16 protein-coding genes are annotated in these 17,068 nt (G+C 74.5%); 5 read left to right on the forward strand and 11 right to left on the reverse strand.

Translation table 11 applies throughout. The features are described from left to right. Positions 1-35: 35 nt before the first annotated feature. Positions 36-842: a GntR family transcriptional regulator gene (locus tag E1200_RS04410; RefSeq protein WP_131950482.1), complete on the forward strand. Its 807-nt coding sequence runs from the start codon at positions 36-38 to the stop codon at positions 840-842. Between the two features lie 8 nt (positions 843-850). Here the strand turns inward: E1200_RS04410 and E1200_RS04415 are convergent, their stop codons facing one another. The 6 genes from E1200_RS04415 to E1200_RS04440 form a co-directional block, all read right to left on the reverse strand. Next, the gene (locus E1200_RS04415) at positions 851-1,627 is read right to left on the reverse strand and encodes an SDR family oxidoreductase (protein ID WP_131950483.1); all 777 of its coding nucleotides are present in this window, start codon (positions 1,625-1,627) and stop codon (positions 851-853) included. 14 nt (positions 1,628-1,641) lie between these two features. Further along, positions 1,642-2,718 carry a Zn-dependent alcohol dehydrogenase gene (locus E1200_RS04420; RefSeq protein WP_131950484.1) on the reverse strand — a complete coding sequence of 359 codons (1,077 nt, stop codon included), beginning with the start codon at positions 2,716-2,718 and terminating at the stop codon, positions 1,642-1,644. 10 nt (positions 2,719-2,728) lie between these two features. Beyond that, the gene (locus tag E1200_RS04425; RefSeq protein ID WP_207933175.1) at positions 2,729-3,925 is read right to left on the reverse strand and encodes an amidohydrolase family protein; all 1,197 of its coding nucleotides are present in this window, start codon (positions 3,923-3,925) and stop codon (positions 2,729-2,731) included. Between the two features lie 74 nt (positions 3,926-3,999). Then, positions 4,000-4,428 carry a nuclear transport factor 2 family protein gene (locus E1200_RS04430; RefSeq protein ID WP_207933177.1) on the reverse strand — a complete coding sequence of 143 codons (429 nt, stop codon included), beginning with the start codon at positions 4,426-4,428 and terminating at the stop codon, positions 4,000-4,002. Next, positions 4,419-6,737, reverse strand: coding sequence for a CoA transferase (locus tag E1200_RS04435; protein WP_131950485.1), 2,319 nt, complete (start codon positions 6,735-6,737; stop codon positions 4,419-4,421). The genes E1200_RS04430 and E1200_RS04435 overlap by 10 nt, the downstream gene beginning before the upstream one ends. Next, positions 6,734-7,723: an LLM class flavin-dependent oxidoreductase gene (locus tag E1200_RS04440; protein WP_131950486.1), complete on the reverse strand. Its 990-nt coding sequence runs from the start codon at positions 7,721-7,723 to the stop codon at positions 6,734-6,736. Before E1200_RS04440 ends, E1200_RS04435 begins: the two co-directional genes overlap by 4 nt. A gap of 144 nt (positions 7,724-7,867) precedes the next feature. Between E1200_RS04440 and E1200_RS04445 the strand changes: the two genes are divergently transcribed. The 4 genes from E1200_RS04445 (at position 7,868) to E1200_RS04460 (ending at position 11,652) form a co-directional block, all read left to right on the forward strand. Continuing rightward, positions 7,868-8,293 carry an OB-fold domain-containing protein gene (locus tag E1200_RS04445; protein WP_131950487.1) on the forward strand — a complete coding sequence of 142 codons (426 nt, stop codon included), beginning with the start codon at positions 7,868-7,870 and terminating at the stop codon, positions 8,291-8,293. After that, entirely contained in the window at positions 8,290-9,474 is a 1,185-nt protein-coding gene (locus tag E1200_RS04450; protein ID WP_131950488.1) for a thiolase family protein, read from the forward strand. The genes E1200_RS04445 and E1200_RS04450 overlap by 4 nt, the downstream gene beginning before the upstream one ends. A 37-nt stretch (positions 9,475-9,511) precedes the next feature. After that, on the forward strand, positions 9,512-10,354 hold the full coding sequence (locus tag E1200_RS04455; RefSeq protein WP_131950489.1) for an SDR family oxidoreductase: 843 nt from the start codon (positions 9,512-9,514) through the stop codon (positions 10,352-10,354). Between the two features lie 92 nt (positions 10,355-10,446). Further along, positions 10,447-11,652, forward strand: coding sequence for an amidohydrolase family protein (locus E1200_RS04460; protein ID WP_131950490.1), 1,206 nt, complete (start codon positions 10,447-10,449; stop codon positions 11,650-11,652). A gap of 7 nt (positions 11,653-11,659) precedes the next feature. On the opposite strand, the gene E1200_RS04465 is transcribed toward E1200_RS04460, so the two are convergent. Genes E1200_RS04465 through E1200_RS04485 form a run of 5 tightly spaced genes read right to left on the reverse strand, consistent with a single transcriptional unit; the run spans position 11,660 to position 16,981 of the window. Then, positions 11,660-12,508, reverse strand: coding sequence for a hypothetical protein (locus E1200_RS04465; protein ID WP_131950491.1), 849 nt, complete (start codon positions 12,506-12,508; stop codon positions 11,660-11,662). Position 12,509: 1 nt separating this feature from the next. Further along, complete coding sequence (locus E1200_RS04470) at positions 12,510-13,805, reverse strand: MCE family protein (protein ID WP_131950492.1); 1,296 nt, start codon at positions 13,803-13,805, stop codon at positions 12,510-12,512. Further along, positions 13,802-14,827 (reverse strand): MCE family protein, encoded by a 1,026-nt coding sequence (locus E1200_RS04475; protein WP_243708337.1) that lies wholly within the window; start codon positions 14,825-14,827, stop codon positions 13,802-13,804. Before E1200_RS04475 ends, E1200_RS04470 begins: the two co-directional genes overlap by 4 nt. 19 nt (positions 14,828-14,846) lie before the next feature. Continuing rightward, complete coding sequence (locus E1200_RS04480) at positions 14,847-15,896, reverse strand: MlaD family protein (RefSeq protein WP_131950494.1); 1,050 nt, start codon at positions 15,894-15,896, stop codon at positions 14,847-14,849. After that, a complete protein-coding gene (locus E1200_RS04485) occupies positions 15,896-16,981 on the reverse strand; it encodes an MlaD family protein (RefSeq protein WP_131950495.1) in 1,086 nt (361 codons plus the stop codon). Before E1200_RS04485 ends, E1200_RS04480 begins: the two co-directional genes overlap by 1 nt. Positions 16,982-17,068 lie beyond the last annotated feature (87 nt).

Genomic DNA, 17,068 nt, shown 5'->3' on the forward strand with positions numbered 1-17,068 from the left:
GCCATGCTCCGCGCCCTCAGCGGGAGGCCCGCTGCGTGACCGACGCCCGCCGCAGCCCCGTCGCCCAGCACCGCATCGCCGAGATCGTCGCCGCGGAACTGCGCGCCCGCATCCTGGCGGGCGAGGACGGCTACCGCCTGCCCACCCAAGACCAGCTCGTCAAGGAGTTCGGCGTCAGCCACCCGTCCGTCCGCGAGGCCCTGCGGATCCTGGAGACCGAGGGCCTGGTGACGGTCCGGCGCGGCAGCGTCGGCGGCGCCGAGGTGCACCGCCCCGACGGCTCCTCGGCGGCCTACCACCTGGGCCTCGCCCTCCAGGGCGGCCGGGTCACGCTCGGCGACCTCGCCGCCGGGCTGCGGGAGCTGGAGCCGATGTGCGCCGCCCAGTGCGCCGAGCGGGAGGACAGGCACGAGACCGTCGTCCCCGCGCTCAACGCCAGCGTGGACGCGTCGGCGGCCCTGGTCGGCGACGGCGTCGCGTTCACGCAGGCCGCCCGCGAGTTCCACGACCTGGTCGTCGGGTTCGCCTCGAACGCGACCGTCCGCTACGTGGTCAGCGGCCTTGTGGCGCTGTGGTCCGTCCAGGAGGAGGCGTGGGCGGAGGCGCTCACCCGGCGCGGTGAGTACCCCACCGAGGAGGAGGCGGACGGCGCCGTCCACGCCCACCGGCGGCTCGTCGAGGAGATCGCGGCGGGCCGCGCGCGGGAGGCGGAGCGGGTCGCCCGCGCCCACCTGGCCGCCACGCAGGCGCTGCTGCTCGACCGCTTCGACGACGGGGTGGTGAACGTGTCGTCCGCCGCGTCCCGCCAGGCGATCCGGTCGGGCCGCCACCTGCGGCTCTAGCGGAACGGCTAGCGGGCGGTCCAGCCGCCGTCGATGACGATCGTCTGCCCGGTGACGTACCGCCCGGCGTCGCTCGCCAGCCACAGGACGGCGCCCGCGAAGTCCTCGGCGCTCCCCTCCCCGGGGAGCGGCGTGTTGCGCCGCAGCCAGGCGCCCGAGCGCTCGTCGTCGTACATCGCGCCGGTGATCTCGCTGCGGAAGAACCCGGGGGCGACGGTGTTCACCCGGATGGAGTGCCGCGCCCACTGCACGGCCAGCTCCGCCGTCAGCCCGGACAGCCCGTGCTTACTGGCGGCGTAGGACGCCTGCGGGATGCCGGGGATGCCGACGTGCCCGCTGATCGACGACACGTTCACGATGGACCCCCGCCCCACCGCGGCCATGTGCGGGAAGACGTTCTGGCACAGCCGGAACGGCGCGACGAGGTTGAGCTCCAGCGTCCGCCGCACCCCGTCGGCGGCCTCCCGCTCGGCCGGGGCGCGGTTGACGAAGTCGCCCGCCGCGTTCACCAGGATCTCGGGCGGGCCGAGGCCGGCGGCGACGCGCGGGACGACCTCCGCGAGCCGGTCGCCGTCCAGCAGGTCGCAGCCGACCGCGAGGCCGCCGATCTCGTCGGCCAGCTTCACCAGGCGGTCGTAGCGGCGGGCGACGACGGCCACCCGCGCGCCGGCCGACGCGAGCGTGCGGGCGAGCGTCTCGCCGAGCCCGGACGACGCCCCCGTCACCACCGCGACCCGGCCGGTGAGGCCGAACCGCCGCAGCGCCTCCGGCAGGTCGGGATCCATGGGCTCCTCCGGCGCTAGACGATCACGGTCCGGACGCCTTCGGCGCGGGATGCCAGGGCGAGGCCGTCGTTGACCTCGTCGAGCTTGATCCGGCGGGAGACCAGCGACCCCAGGTCGAGCCGGCCGGCCTCGGCGAGGCGGACGAAGCGCGGGACGTCGCGGAGGACCTGGGCTCCGCCGACGGCGGAACCCGCGAGGCGCTTGCCGGAGAAGACCGCCTGGAGGGCCGGCAGCGTCAGGGCCGCGCCCGGCGGCGGCATGCCGACGAGCGTCACCGTCCCCTCGACCCGCGCCATCTCGAACGCCTGCGCCATCAGCTCGGGCCGCCCGACGACCTCGAAGGCGTAGTCGGCGCCCTGCCCGCCGGTCAGCTCCCGGACCTGCGCGACCGGGTCGGCCGCCGCCGGGTCGACGGCGTGCGTGGCGCCGGCGCGCAGGCTCGACTCGCGGCGGCCCGGCACGGGGTCCACGGCGATGATGACGGCGGCGCCGGCGATGCGCGCCCCCTGCACCACCGACTGCCCGACGCCCCCGCAGCCGATGACCGCGACGCTGGAGCCGGGGACGACGGCGGCGGTGTTGAGGACGGCGCCCACCCCGGTCGTGACCCCGCACCCGAGAAGGGCGAGCTGCTCGTCCGGGAGGCCGGTCTCCACCGGCACCACGGAAGCCTCGTGCACGACCATGGCCTCGGCGAACGTCCCGCACCCGCACAGCGCGGGCGCCCACCGGCCGCCGCCGAGGTCGAACCGGGGCGCCGCCTTGACGACCGGGCCGAGTTCGCAGTGGTTCGACAGGCCGCCGACGCACCGCGGGCAGTGGCCGCAGGCGGGCGAGACCGACGCGAGGACCCGGTCCCCGGCGCGCACCCGGCGCACCTCCCGCCCGGTCTCCGCCACGATTCCGCAGCCCTCGTGGCCGGGGACGATCGGCAGCGGCAGCGCGGAGCGCCCCTCGATCACGTTGAGGTCGGTGTGGCAGATGCCGCTGGCGGTGACGCGGACGAGGACGTCCCGCGGCCCCACCGCCGGGACGGGCAGGTCCTCGATCACCAGCGGGCGGCCGGCGGCGTGCGCGACGGCGACCTTCACCGGGCGGCCCTCACCGGGCGGCCACGGGGTCGGGCAGGCCGAGCAGGCCGGCGGTGTTGCCGCGCAGCACCTTGCGGGTGGCCTCGGCGTCGCAGGCCGACAGCCGGGGGACGTAGTCGCGGGGCTCGCGCAGCCCCTCCGGGTGCGGGTAGTCCGAGCCGAACAGGACGTGGTCGGCGCCGATGGCGTCGATGAGCCCGGCCACGTCGTCCTCCGGGAACGGGCAGACCCACAGGTGCTCGGCGAGCGCCCGGCTGGGGCGCGGGGGCAGCTCTCCCCCGATCATGGGGCCGCGGCGGCCGAGGGCGGCGGCCTTGTCGACGGTCTTGAACAGCGGCCCGAGCCAGCTCGAACCGTTCTCGATCGAGACGATCCGCACCCCGGGATGGCGGCCGAACAGGTTGTGCAGCGTCAGGGCGATCAGGGTGTCGACGACCGGCCGCTCGGTGTTGCAGAGCGCCCACTGGAGCGGCGACTGCAGGTGCGAGGGGTTGGCCGGGTTCTCCGACCAGTGGGTGCCGTAGAAGTGCTGGTAGCCGCTGTTGGACACGTGGAACACCACGGGGACGCCCGCCTCCGCCGCGGTGGCCCAGAACGGGTCGAAGACCGGGTCGGCCGGGGAGCGGCCTCCCTGCGGGCCGGGGCAGAGGTGGACGAGGCGGGCCCCGGCGCCGATGACCCGGCGCAGCTCGGCCACCGCACGGTCGACGTCGAGCAGCGACAGCATCGGCACGCCGAAGATCCGGCCGTCCGCGCCGTACCCCCAGTCCTCTTCGAGCCAGCGGTTGAACGCCCGGAGGCTGGCGTAGGTCAGCTCGACGTCGTCCCGCATCTCGTACTCGACCGCGACGCCGAGGGTGGGCAGCATGATCGTGGCTTCGAGGCCCTGGTCGTCCATCAGGGCCAGGCGGTCCGGCTTCCGCGTGAACTCGGGGTGGTCCTTGGCGTTGATGACCTCGCGGTGGGTGAACCCGTCGGCGACGCCGCCGGCGAACAGCCCCTGGAGGGCGCCGGGCGCCGAGGCGTGGTCGCCGGGCATCACGCTCATGAACGTCCGGCGGCCGCGCAGGAAGATCCGGCCGAGTCCGTCCGCGCCCCGCCGGACCCGCACCGTCTCGTCCCGGAAGCGCGCCTCGATGTGCCGGGAGAAGCAGTCGTCGGGCTCGTAGTAGTGCCCGTCCGCGTCGATCAGCCGATACTCCAGCACGGTGCACCTCCGGACGGCCCGTGGGCGGGCATCGCGGCCACTACTAAGGCCGCTAGTAAGTGAGTACCCAATTACTACTGTTCCACCGCCGGTTCGGGGGCGTCAAGGAACGGCCCGTCCAGGGTCGCGAGCAGCAGGTGCGTGTCCTGCTGGAACACCCGGATCTCGGCGACGAGCCCGGCCGCGAACGAGAACAGCTCGACGACGTCCACGGTCGCCGCCCGGCCCGTCGCCTTGGCCGTCCACGTCTGCGCGGTGATCTGGACGACCTGCTCGCCGCACCCGAGGATGCGCGGGGCGGAGATCGTCCGGTCCCAGTGGCGCGCGAACACCGCGCCCATCTCCGCCATCCCCGCCCGGCCCCGGTGCCGGCCGCCGTGCGGCAGCGACTCCGGCTGCTGGATCCGGAACTCCGGGTGGAGCAGCCCGAACGCGCCGTCGACGTCGCCGGCCCGGAACCGCCGCGCCATCTCCTCGACCAGCTCCACGCCGTTCACAGCCACTCGCCCTCCGCCTGCCGGGCGACCTTCGCGGCTAGGAGTCCGTCGATATCGTCCCTGCCCAGGCCCAGCTCGGTGAGCACCTCCACGGTGTGCTCGCCGACGCCGGGGAGCATCAGCCGCGGGCCGGTGCCGGTCATCGGGCCGCCGGCCGCCGGGCCGCACCGCAGCAGCGGGCCGATCTGCTCGAAGCGGCCCCAGCCCGGCGTCCCGTACGCCACCGCCCGGCCGAGCCGGCGGTTCACCGGGTCGTCGAGGACGGCGCGGCGGAAGCCGTCCCGGTCCAGGGGCTCGATCGGCTCGGCGGGCAGGCCGAGAGCGCGCAGGCGGCCGGCCCACGCGGCGGCGGGCGCCGTCGCGAACGCCGCTTCGAGCACCCGCTCGGCCTCCCGCGCGGCGGCGTCGGCCGCGCCGCCGCGCAGCGGCGCGTAGGCCGCGGGCAGCGACGCGGCCTCGGGGAGGGCGGCCAGCCGCCGCCATCCCTCCTCGTCGGGGACGACCAGCGCGAACCAGGCGCCGTCGCCGCCCTCGTAGATGCGGTAGCCGGGGCCGTAGCCGGTCTGCCCGGCGTCCAGCTCGGGGCCGCGCACCGGCTCGCCGTCGCGCAGGAACACGCCGGACCGCAGCAGCATCCCGGCGCCGAGCAGGCTGGTCGCCACGCGGCGGCCCCCGCCGTCCACCGCGCGGGCGTACAGGCCGGCCAGCACGCCGGTCGCGGCGACCCATCCCCCCGACATGTCGATCGGGATCCACGTTGCCGCCAGCGGGTCGTTGCCGGCGCCGCCCACGGCCCGCTCGAAGCCGGTCAGCGCCTGCATGAGCGCGTCGTTGCCGGGGAGGGCCGCCCGGGGGCCGGACGTGCCGAACGCGCTGGCGTGGCAGTAGACCGCGTCCGGGTTCAGGCGGGCGACGGTCTCCTCGTCGATGCCGAGCCGCTCGGAGACCCCGACGCGGAAGTTGTGCACGACCACGTCGGCCCATTCCAGGAGCCGCTCGACGGCGGGGCGCGCCTCGGGCGCGGCGATGTTCAGCGCCACGCTGCGCTTGCCCCGCTGGCACGCCGCGACGGCGTAGGCGGCGGCGCGCATGGCCTCGCCGCCGGGCGGCTCGACCTTGACGACGTCCGCGCCGAGGTCGGCGAGGATCTGCGCGGCGAGGGGGCCCGCCACGAAGGCCGAGAAGTCCACGACCCGCAGGCCGGCGAGCAGGTCCGCCGCCGCACTCCCGGACGGCTCGGGCGGGGCCGGGGTGCCGTGGCGAGCGGTGCCGAGCGGGCGCACGGAGATGGGCGAGCCGACGAGGACGTCCCGGTGCGCGCCGTCCCGCCGCCGCACGGCCAGCCCGGTCTCCGCGAGATGGGGGTCGGACAGGGCCTCGCCGGGGCCGAGCACCGGCTCGCACGCGATTCCGGCCGCGCGCAGGAGCCCGATCCACTCGTCCCGCGGCCGGGTGGCGAAGAACGACACCCAGCGCCTGGCCCGCTCGCCGAGCCGCCCGTTCACCTGGTCGGTGTAGTAGCCCTCGGCGGAGGGCTCGTCGCCGAGGACCTCGATCAGCCTGGCGTACATGCCCTTGCCGCCGAACCACACCTGGACCAGCTCGCCGTCGGCGCAGCGGTAGAGGAAGTTCGGGTAGGTCGAGCCCTTCTCCCAGTAGCCCTCGACCTCGGGGGCGGCGCGCTCCGACCGGCCGACCATGCAGCCGAGGGTGGCGAGCATCCCGTCGTAGAGGGAGGTCTCGGCCCAGCCGCCGGTGCCCGTCCGCGCGCGGTGCCGCAGCAGGGCGAGCACCGAGGCGGTGAGCAGCGACGCCGTCCCCATGCCGGACGCCTGGACGTCCACGAAGATCGGTCCGGGCCGGTGGCCGGCGAGCTGGGTGCAGAACCCGGCGCTCGCCTCCACCAGCAGGCCGTAGTCCGCGACGGATCCCTTGGCGGTGCGGCTCGGCCTGCACCGGGCGTGGACGAGGGACGGGTTCACCGGCAGCAGGTCGCGGTAGCCGAGCCCGCGGCCCTCCACGAGCGCCTCGGGCCCGTAGGCGAGGACGACGTCCGCGTCGCGGAGCAGCGCGAACACCTCGTCCCGGTCGCCGGTCGCGACGGTCTTCTTGTCGCGGTGCCACGCCCGGCTCCAGGTCAGGCCGCGGTCGATGGGCACCGGCTCCGCGCCCACCACCCGGACGACGGCGGCGCCGAGGTCGGCGAGCAGCATGCCCGGGACGCCGCCCGCCGGTCCGAGGCCGAGGTCGCCGGCACCGGCGGCGAGCTCGACGACCGCGAGCCCGGCGCACGGCTTCTCCGACTGGGCGCTCACGGCGCGGCCCCGCCCGGGACGACGAGCCGCGGCAGCACTTCGTTCGCGGCGAGTTCCACGATGCCGAGGGTGTCCTCGTGCGCGGCCGGGGAGATGACGATGTGCCGGGCCCCGGCGTCCACGTACTCCTGGAGCCGGGCGGCGACCTGCTCCGGGGTTCCGGCGGGGGCGATGCGGTCGAGCATGGCGGCCGGCTTGTCCCCGTACGCCCCGCCGAGGAAGGCCGCCACCTCGTCGCGTGCGCGGTCGCCGTCGCGGCGGACGGAGCAGTACACGTAGGCGGCCCATTCGAAGCCGGCCAGGTCGCGGCCGATGGCCCGCGCCTCGTCCCGGATCGCGCGCACCGAGCGGCCGTAGGCGCCCGGCGACACCAGGTAGGGCATCCAGCCGTCGCCCGACCGGGCGGCGCGGCGCATCGCGGGCTCCCCCCGCCCGGACACCAGCAGCGGCGGCCCGCCCTCCTGCATCGCGGGGGCATCGGCCCCCGGCGGGCGGACGGGGTACAGCTCCGCGTCGTCGAAGCCGAAGAACTTCCCGTGGTGGGTGACCGGTCCGCCCCGCCACAGCGCCCGCAGGATTTCCATGGACTCGTCGGTGCGGGCGCCGCGCTCGGCGACCGGGACCCCGGCTGCCTCGAACTCGGCGCGGAACTCGCCGCCGACGCCCACGCCGACCGCGAGCCGGCCGCCCGAACGGGAGTCGAGGTCGGCGAGCTGCTTGGCCGCGACCACCGGGTGGTAGAGCGGCAGGACCAGGACGGCGGCGCCGACGCGCACCCGCTCGGTCCACGCGGTCAGCAGCGCGAGGCGGGTGATCGCCTCGCCGGTCGGGCCCGGCGGCAGGACATGGCCGCCCTGCCAGACCGAGGAGATGGGGAGGCGCTCGGCCGCGGCCAGCCAGCGCCGGTCCGGCTCGGGGATCGCCGCCGCCCCGAGGGTGAGGGGTCCGGGAGTGAGGGGTCCGAAGGTGAGGGGATCGTCCGACAACCCGGGCTCCTCCGGTCGGTGGCCGGGCCGGCGCCGGACGGCGCCGACGGCCCGAAGATAGCAAAGGCTCACTTTCTTACGGAAGCAACGTATAGTGAGCGCACACTTCCTTTGCCGGCCCGAGGAGCCCGCCGGAGGGGCGCCATGGACGCAACGACGGGAATCCCGCCCGCCGTCACCGAGGAGACCGAGCCCTTCTGGACCGCGGCCGGGGAGGGGCGCCTGCTCGTGGAGCACTGCACCTCCTGCGGCGCCGAGTCGTTCCCGCCGCGCGGGATCTGCCGCTCCTGCCGGGCCCGGACGACGGAACCCGCCGAGATCACCGGCCGAGGCCGCGTCTACAGCCTCACCGTGAACCACCAGCGCTGGCTGCCGGACCTGGAGGTGCCGTACGCGGTCGTCCTGGTGGAGTTCCCCGGGCATCCCGGCGTGCGGGTGCCGGGGCGGCTCCGGGGGTGCGCACCGGAGGAGGCGGCGATCGGCATGGCGGTCGGCATCGGGTTCGAGCCGGGCCCCGGCGGCTTCGCCATCCCCAGCTTCGTGGCCGTCCCCGAGGGCGACGGCTCGTGAGGGGCACCGAGGTGTTCGAGCGGCGAGTCGTGATCTCGGGGGTCGGCCAGTCCGCGATCGGCCGCCGGCTCGACCGCTCGGGACTCCAGCTCACTCTCGACGCCGTCCTCGCCGCCGTGGAGGACGCGGGCCTGACCGTGGACGACATCGACGGGCTGGCCATGTTCCCCGGCGGCGGCGCGGCGAACGTGCCCGGCTACGCGGGCGGCAACCTCTACGAGGTCCAGGACGCCCTGCGGATCGCGACGACCTGGCGGCAGGGCCTGGTCGAGGGGATGGCGCTGCCGTTCTACGGCCCGGCCATGGCCGTCGCGACCGGCCAGGCCCGGCACGCCGTCATCTGGCGCACCGTGAAGGAGGGCAGCGCGGCCCGCGACGCCGGAGGACGCCCCGCCTACGGCTCGACCAAGGCGGCCGCCGAGGGGCCGCTGGCCTGGCTGCTGCCCGTCGGGATGCTGTCGCCGGTCTGCCAGGTCGCCCCGTTCGCCGCCCGCTACATGCACGAGTTCGGCGCGACCCGCGAGCAGCTGGCCTGGATCCCGCTGACCCAGCGCGCGCACGCCGCGCTCAACCCGGACGCCGTGTACCGGACGCCCCTCACCCTCGACGACTACCTCGGCGCCCGGATGATCTCGACGCCGATGTGCCTCTACGACTGCGACGTCCCGGTCGACGGCGCGACCGCCGTCGTCGTCTCGGCCGCGGAGACGGCGCCGGACCTGCGGGCGCCGGTCCGGATCGAGGCGATGGCCGGGGCCGTCGAGGGACGGCCGGCGTGGGACCAGTGGGAGGACATGGGCCGCGTCGGGCACGGCGCCGCCCGCGCCATGTGGGCGCGGACGGACCTGCGCCCCGGCGACGTGGACGTCGCGCAGCTCTACGACGGCTTCACCATCGAGGCCGTGTGGTGGCTGGAGGCCATGGGCTTCTGCGGCACGGGCGAGGCGGGCGCGTTCGTGGAGGGCGGCAAGCGCATCGCCCTCGACGGCGAGCTGCCCCTCAACACGTGGGGCGGCCAGTTGTCGGGCGGGCGGCTGCACGCGGCGTTCGGGCACACCGCCGAGGCCGTCCGCCAGGTGCGCGGCGAGGCCGGCGAGCGGCAGGTCGCCGGAGCGCGGGTCGCGGCCGTGACGAACGTCGGCGGCATCGAGGCGGGCGCGGCGCTGCTGACCTCCTGGTAGCGGCGTAGGTGCGGGCGAGACCGAGAGGGAGCACGGAATGGCCGAACGGGCCGGCAGGGTCGAGGGCAAGGCGGCGATCGTGACGGGGGCCGGGTCGACGCCCGGCCCGGGGATCGGCACGGGACGGGCGACCGCGGTGGCGCTCGCCCGGGAGGGAGCGAGCGTCCTGCTCGTCGACCTGCATCCCGAGCGCGCCGAGGAGACCCGGCGGCTGATCGAGGAGGAGGGCGGCAAGGCCGAGGTGTTCGCCGCCGACGTGACCCGGGCGGCGGACTGCGAGGCGATGGTCCGCGCGGCCGTCGACGCCTTCGGCACGGTCGACGTCCTGGTCAACAACGTCGGCCGCGCGGCGCTCGGGACGGTCGTCGACACCAGCGAGGAGGACTGGGACCTGGCGCTCGACGTCAACCTGCGCTCGGCCTTCCTCGCGTCCAAGTACGCGGTGCCCGTGATGGCGGCGCAGGGCTCGGGGTCGGTCGTCAACATCGCCTCGATCTCCGCGCTGCGCGGGGACGGGACCGTCGCGTACTCGGCGGCCAAGGGCGGCCTGATCGCCATGACGGTGGACATGGCCTACGCGCACGGGCGGCAGGGCGTCCGGGTCAACGCGATCGCGCCCGGCCACATCACCACGCCGATGGTGCTGTCGGTGTCGGCGCCGGGGCCGCGGGCGGAGTTCATGAACGCCATGCGCGCGGAGGCGGGCCTGCTCGGGACGCCGGGCGACGGCTGGGACGTCGCCTGGGCGGCGGTGTTCCTCGCCGGCGACGAGGCCCGGTGGATCACCGGCGCAGTCCTGCCCGTGGACTCCGGCGTGCTGAGCGTGACCCCGCTGATGATGGCCGGGCACCTGCGCGCCGTCCCCGAACCCGGCACCTGACCGCCGCGCCCCGGCCGTTGCGCCGCGGGGGCCGCCGACCTAGAGTAAGTGAGTGAACGCTCCCTTAACAGCAGGGCGGAAGGAGCCACGCCATGGCCGATCGGGACGCGGCGGGAGCCGCCCTCTGCGAGCGGTACGCGGTCGCCGACGCCGACTCCCACATCATCGAGCCGGCCGACCTGTGGACCTCGCGCGTCTCGGCCAAGTGGGGCGACCTCGTCCCCCACGTCCGCTTCCACGAGCGCCGCCAGGAGGACTACTGGTACATCGGCGACCGGAAGCTGTACGGCGTCGGCGCCTTCGCCCAGGCGGGCTGGCCGGAGTTCCCGCCCTCGCACCCGAAGCGGCTCTCGGAGGCGCTGCCGGCGGCGCTCGACCCGAAGGAGCGCCTCGCCTACCTGGACGAGGTGGGCGTCTACTACCAGCTCCTGTATCCGAACATCCTCGGGTTCCACAGCCACGTGTTCCTCAACCAGATGCCGCACGAGCTGGCGACCGAGTGCGTCCGCGCCTACAACGACTGGCTCGCGGAGTTCTGCTCGGCGGACCCGCGGCGGCTCGTCCCGATGATGATGCTCCCGTTCTGGGACGTCGCCGCGTCCGTCGCCGAGATGAAGCGCGCCCGCGAGATGGGCCACAAGGGCGTCCTGTTCGCCGCGCGCTACGACAAGGTGGGCCTCCCCCGGCTGGTCGACGACCACTGGGAGCCCCTCCTCGGCCAGGCCCAGGAGATGGGCCTCACCATGAACTTCCACGTCGGCTTCCTGGCGGCCCCCGAGCACCTCAAGGGCGCCGTCGACCAGTCCAAGAAGCTCGACTTCACCCGCGAGAGCTCGCTGGTCCTGCTGGGCAACGCGCAGAACATCGCCGAGGTCATCCTGAGCGGCGTCTGCCACCGCTACCCGGACCTGAAGTTCGTGTCGGTGGAGAACGGCGCGGGGTGGCTGCCGTTCCTCGGCGAGACGATGGACTGGCAATGGCTGAACGTCGGCGCGCACAAGGACTACCCCGAGCGGATGCTCCCCAGCGAGTACCTGCGCCGGCAGATCTTCGGGATGTACTGGTTCGAGCGCAGATCGGTGCGGGCGGTGATCGACGAGCTCGCCGACAACCTCATGTTCGAGACCGACTTCCCGCACGCGACGAGCCTGTCCCCCGGCCCGGCCTCGGAGTCGCCGAGCCCGCGCGACGTCATCGAGGAGTCGCTGGCCGGCCTGCCCGACGAGATCGCCGGCAAGGTCCTCCAGCACACCGCGACCCGGCTCTACCACCTGGACCCGCCGCAGCGGGCCTCCTGACCTTCGCTCACTCCTTCTCGGGCGCGGCGGACGGCGACGCGGGCGGCAGCGGCTTGCCGTCCAGGTCGGTCGCGGTCTCGGTGCCCACCGACAGGGTCGCCGGCGCCTTGGCGACGAGCCACCGGCCGCTCTCGCGGGCGAGCTCGAAGCGGATCACCGTGCCGGTCAGGTTCGAGATCCCCTTGCTGTTGACGACCTTGCCGTTCAGCTCGACGATCACCGACGCGGACGAGGCGGTCACGTCGGCCACGTAGACGCGGGCGACCCGCGACGTCCAGACCAGCTTCCCGCCGGTGATGATCGCCGAGATCGTGTCGCGGCTCTGCCGGACCTCCTCGGTCATCTTCGCCGTCATCACCGACGCCTGCAGGTCCAGGTACCGGTCGACCTGGCGGTAGTCGTAGTTGTAGAGGGCGTTGGCGATCTCGCCGGCGCGGACGGCCACCTGCCGCCGCGGCGCGTCCTCGTCCTCGCTCGTCGCGCGTCCCGCGAAGAACGCCGACGCCCCGACGGCCGCGGCGGCCAGCACCGCCAGCGCGGGCACCGCCCAGCGGCGCGGCCGCACCCTCCCGGCGCGGAGGACCCGGGTCTTCTTCCCGGCGCGCTCACCGGACCCATCGTCGGTGGCCTTCTCGTCGCCCGCCTTCTCCTCGCTCGCCTTCTCGTCGGCCGCCTTCTCGTCGCTCGCCTTCTCCTCGGCCGCCTCCTCCTCGGTCGTCTCGGCCTCGGCGGGCGCGTCCGCGGGCTTCGCGGCGACCTGGGCCCCCTGCAGCAGCCGTTCGAACAGCTCCCGCAGGTCCTCCTCGTACTTGGGCTCGACCCGCGTTCCGGGCTTCTTCGCCGGTTCGGACGTCATGTCAGCTCCAGGGGGTGCGGCGGCGGAGGTTCTGCCAGGCGACGACGAGCGCCCGGCGGGTGGTGAGGATCAGGATCGCCAGCGCGATCAGCGGCGGAAGGTAGACCAGCCACGGGCTGGGCCCCGGCCGGTCCTGGACGTCGGAGGTGTTGCGCACGGCGGTGTCCCCCTCGCCGGCGCCCGCCCCGGCGGCGGGCTTCTCCGCCGGGGCCTTATCGTCCCCGGACGCCTTCGCCCTGCCCGGTACGGGCACCCGGACGCCCGCGCACCCGGGGATCTCGCCGACGTCCGGCAGCGGCTTCAGGTTCTTGTACTCGGGCGCGGGCGGGGTCTTGTCGTCGGTGATGACGAAGTCGATGTGCAGGCTCGCCGGCTCCTCGTCCGGCGGGGCGACCATCCGGAGCACCTTGACCAGCTCCGGGGCGTGGGCCTCGGCGTATTCGAGCGACCTGATCGAGCGGTCGTCGAGGACGACGGGCAGCACGGTGCCGAGGTTCTTCAGCGTGCAGTCGTTCTGCCTCCGGGTCTGGGAGAGGATCGCGTTGAACCGGTCGAGGAGACCCGGGGCCTCCTCGGTCAGCCGCTTGAGGTCCTTCTCGTTGCGCGCGAGGGCCGCCATGACGAGGGAGAAGTCGTGCAGGCCGCCGGCCAGCTCGCCGCGCTTGGCGGTGAGCAGGCCCGTGGTGGCGGTCATCTCGCCGATCAGCCCGTCGATCAGCGCGGTGTTCTCGGCGAACGTGCCGGTGAGCTGGCCGGCGCCGTCCAGCATCTTCTGCAGCGAGTCCGACCGCCCGTCCCAGCCGGCCGCCAGCTCGCGGCTGAACGTCCGCAGGTCGTCGGCGTTCAGGCCGGTGACCGCCTCGTTCGCGGCGGTGAACAGCTCGTCGTAGGACGCCGCGACGCTGGTGCGCGACAGCGGGATCACCGCGTCCCGGGGCAGCGGCGCGGCGCCGGTCGCGCCGGGGGGCAGTTCGAGGCTGACGTAGGGCTCCCCGATCGCGGACTTGCGGCCCGCGACCGCGACGGCGTTGCCGGGGATCGGCTGGCCGCGGTCGATGTCCAGCTCCGCGACGACCTTGCGGCCCGCCAGCCGCACCGAGCGGATCTTGCCGACGGCCACGCCGAGGTAGGCGACGTCGAAGCCGGGCTGCAGGCCGGGCGACGACTCGAACTCGACGCGGAGGCCGTAGTAGCGCTCCGGCACGTTCAGGACGATCACGTTGCGCAGGGCCCAGCCCGTCAGCAGCAGGCCCACCAGCCCGAACACGACGAGGTTGGCGACGATCCGCCGGCTCATCCGGCGCCCCTCTCCAGCAGCCTGTTCATCGCGGTGAACAGCTCGGCCGCCTCCGGGGGTCCGGCCGCCCGGCCCGGCCGCCTCGTCCGGACCGGCTTCAGGACGGGGTAGGTGAGCAGCTGCCCGTTGAAAACGCCCTTGGGGAGCTTGACGACGAAGTTCTCCATCTTCGTGATCAGGGCGCCGAGGTTGGAGTCGGCGGCGGTCACGGTCTCCAGCAGCGGGCCGAGCTGGCGGACCAGCTGCCTGATCTCGGTGAGCCGCCCGAGCAGGACGGTGTCGTCCACCGCGGCGACGAGCTCGCTGATCTTGTCGAGCGTGTCGATCATCTCGTCCTTGTTCTCGTCCAGCACGCGGGTCGCCTCGGCGAGGCCGCCGGGGAGCTCGCGGAGCCGCCCCTCGTTCGCCGCGAGCGTCCGCCCGAGGCCCGCGAAGTGCGTCACGGCCGAGTCCAGCCGGGCGCGCTGGGCGGCGAACAGGGCGAGCAGCCGGTCGACCTGGCCGGTCATCTCCCCGAGCTGCTCGCCCTTGCCGCCGAACGCGGTGGCGCCCGCGTCGACGATCGTCGCGACGTCGCCGGCGGCGACGGCCTCCAGCAGCGGCGCCGCCTTGCCCACGACCTGCTCGAACGCCGGGACCACGCGGGTGGACCCCAGCACCGCGCCGTCGGCCAGGTAGGGGCCCTCGTCCAGGCCGCCCGCGGGCGGGAGGAGGCCGACGAAGTTCTCCCCCAGCAGGGAGGTGATCGACAGCTCCGCCGCGGTGCCGCGCGGCAGCCGGAGCCCCTCCTTCAGCGACATGTCCACCCGGACCCGGGAAGCGGCCCCGGTCCCGATGAGCTCGATGCCGGTCACGGTGCCGATCCGCACGCCGTTGATCTGGACGCTGTGCCCGACCGCGAGGTTCTGCACGTCGGTGAAGTCGGCCGCCAGCCGCAGCCCGCCCTGCGGGGAGCCCGCGGTCTGGTAGGAGCAGCCCGGGACGGCGAGCACGGCCACCGCGGCGGCGACGACCAGGACCATTCGCTTCACGGCGGGTTCCTCACTCGCAGTTCGACCACGGGGGCGGCAGGCACGGGACGCTCTCGTCGACCGACGGCTTGCGCAGCGCGGCGGCCAGGTAGCCGCGGAGCACGTTGTTGAGGGCGACCCGGCTGGTGAACGCGCGGTTCTCGTAGTTGGTCATGTTCTGCGTGCCGTAGACCAGCGGGCCGATCGACCGGACGAACTGCGCGGCCTGCGCCGAGTTGCCCTTCACCACCAGCGAGATCTCCGCGATCGTGCCGAGGCCGGCGACCAGTTCCTCCTGGTAGCCGGTGATGAGCACCTTGCCGTTGCGCACGAGGTCGGCGAGCGACTCGATGAACGCGGCGATCTGCCGCCGCTCCGCGACGAGCGCGCCGCTGACGGCCGCGAAGTCGTCGATCAGCCTGGTGACGGTGCGGCGCCGCCCGTTGACCTGCTTCGCCAGCCGGCTGAGGTTCTCGGCGACCTTCATGAGCTGCCGGTCCTGGCCCGCCATGGTGCCGGTCAGGTCGGCGGTCTGCTGGAGGGCCCGGTTGAACGCGGTGCCGTTGCCGGACAGCGACTGCGCCCCGTCGTGCAGGAGCTCGTTGGCGTCGGCGAGGTTGAACGACTTCAGCAGCGTCGTGAAGGACTTGAGCGCCTGGTCGACCTCGACCGGGACCTCGGTGCGCTCGACGGGGATGACGGCGCCGTCCGCCAGCTTCGGCTTCCCGGGCCGCCACGCGGGCGCGAACGTGAGGGTGCGCTCCCCGATCAGGCTGAGCGGGACGATGCCGGCGCGGACGTCGGCGGGCAGCGGGACGTCCGCGTCGACGGACGCGACCACCTTGACCCGGCCGTCCTGCTGCGGGGTGACCGACTCGACCGTGCCGACCCGCATGCCCATCACCCGGACCTTCGACTCCGGGTAGAACGCCACGGCCTTGGTGAAGTACGCCGTCACCCGGTAGGTGCCCGCGTCCCCGCCGATGGGCAGGGCCGCGCACCCGGCGGCGAGCGTGCAGGCGGCCAGGGCGGCGGCGAGCGGCCGGCGGCCCGTGAGAAGGCCCGTCAGGACGCGGCCCATCAGTCGCCACCTCCGGGCACGTCGGGCGGGCGCGGGGAGACGTCCGGGTGCGGGTAGTTCGGCGGCAGGTAGCTGGGCTGCGGCCCCAGCAGGCTCGGCTGGAGCGGGCCGACGCCGGCGATCGAGCCCTCCAGCCAGCGGCCGCTGGAGTTGGTGGTCTGGCTGAGCTGCATGGCCGCCGGGCCGATCCAGGCCAGCGCGATGTTCAGGTTCTTGAGGGTCCTCCCGTCACCGAGGTTCCGCAGGACGTGGTCCATGTCGTCGAGCATCCGCCGCAGGTCGGCCCGGTGCTTGGAGATCACCTCGTCGAGGGTGCCGACGGCCCGGGAGCCCTTGCCGAGCGCGCCGGCCAGCTCGGCGCGGCGGCGCGCCAGCACGTCGAGGAGCTCCTCGGCCTGCTCCAGCAGCGCGCCGAGCTGCCGGTCCTTGCTCGCCAGCATGGACGTGAGCCGCTCGCTGCCCGCGATGACCGCCTGCACCTCGGGTGCGCGCTCGTTCAGCGTGGTGGTGAGGGTGTCCAGGTCGGCCAGCATCTCGGCCAGTTCCTTCCGGCCGGGCAGCTCGATTCCCGCGGCCTCCTTGAGGATCTTGTCGATCGACCGGGTGTCGAGCCGGGTCACCAGGCCGGTCGAGGAGTTGATCGCCTCGTCGAGGGTGTAGGGGATGCTCGTCCGCTCCGGCGGGACGCGGCGCCGCGACTCCGGCAGGCTCGCCACGTAGGGCCGGACGACCGGGCCGGACAGCTTGAGGTACTGGCCGCCGAGGAGGTTCGCGGCGCGCACGTCGGCGCGGGTCCGCGGCCCCAGGTCGACCCCGCCCCGCACCTTCCACTTGATGATCACGTGCCCGCGGGCGTAGTCGGGGCGCACGCTCTCGACCCGTCCGACGCGGACCCCGGCGAGCTGCACCTCGTCGCCGGCCTTGAGCCCGCCCGCGCCGGTGAACACCCCGGTCATGGTGTAGCCGCGCTCGCCGAGCCCGAGCGCGCCGTAGGCGTAGGTGAGCAGGACCGCGACGACGACGCCCGTCACCCCGATGAGGGCGACGCGGTGGGGGCGGTACCCGCGGTAGGTCCGGTCGGCCATCAGCGGCCACCTCCGGCGTTCGCGGCGTTGAGCAGGAACAGCGACGCCACCTTGGCGAACTCCGCGCGCTGGCCGGCCGTCAGCCGC

Origin of the sequence: Actinomadura sp. GC306 (genome assembly GCF_004348665.1) — a bacterium.
Lineage (GTDB): Bacteria > Actinomycetota > Actinomycetes > Streptosporangiales > Streptosporangiaceae > Spirillospora.

What these genes read in the sequence shown, in the direction of transcription:
- E1200_RS04455 (WP_131950489.1), top strand. Translation starts at nt 9,512, where the DNA reads ATGGCCGAACGGGCCGGCAGGGTCGAGGGCAAGGCGGCGATCGTGACG.
- E1200_RS04470 (WP_131950492.1), bottom strand. Translation starts at nt 13,805, where the DNA reads ATGAGCCGGCGGATCGTCGCCAACCTCGTCGTGTTCGGGCTGGTGGGC.
- E1200_RS04480 (WP_131950494.1), bottom strand. Translation starts at nt 15,896, where the DNA reads ATGGGCCGCGTCCTGACGGGCCTTCTCACGGGCCGCCGGCCGCTCGCC.
- E1200_RS04460 (WP_131950490.1), top strand. Translation starts at nt 10,447, where the DNA reads ATGGCCGATCGGGACGCGGCGGGAGCCGCCCTCTGCGAGCGGTACGCG.
- E1200_RS04485 (WP_131950495.1), bottom strand. Translation starts at nt 16,981, where the DNA reads ATGGCCGACCGGACCTACCGCGGGTACCGCCCCCACCGCGTCGCCCTC.
- E1200_RS04445 (WP_131950487.1), top strand. Translation starts at nt 7,868, where the DNA reads ATGGACGCAACGACGGGAATCCCGCCCGCCGTCACCGAGGAGACCGAG.
- E1200_RS04475 (WP_243708337.1), bottom strand. Translation starts at nt 14,827, where the DNA reads ATGGTCCTGGTCGTCGCCGCCGCGGTGGCCGTGCTCGCCGTCCCGGGC.
- E1200_RS04465 (WP_131950491.1), bottom strand. Translation starts at nt 12,508, where the DNA reads ATGACGTCCGAACCGGCGAAGAAGCCCGGAACGCGGGTCGAGCCCAAG.
- E1200_RS04415 (WP_131950483.1), bottom strand. Translation starts at nt 1,627, where the DNA reads ATGGATCCCGACCTGCCGGAGGCGCTGCGGCGGTTCGGCCTCACCGGC.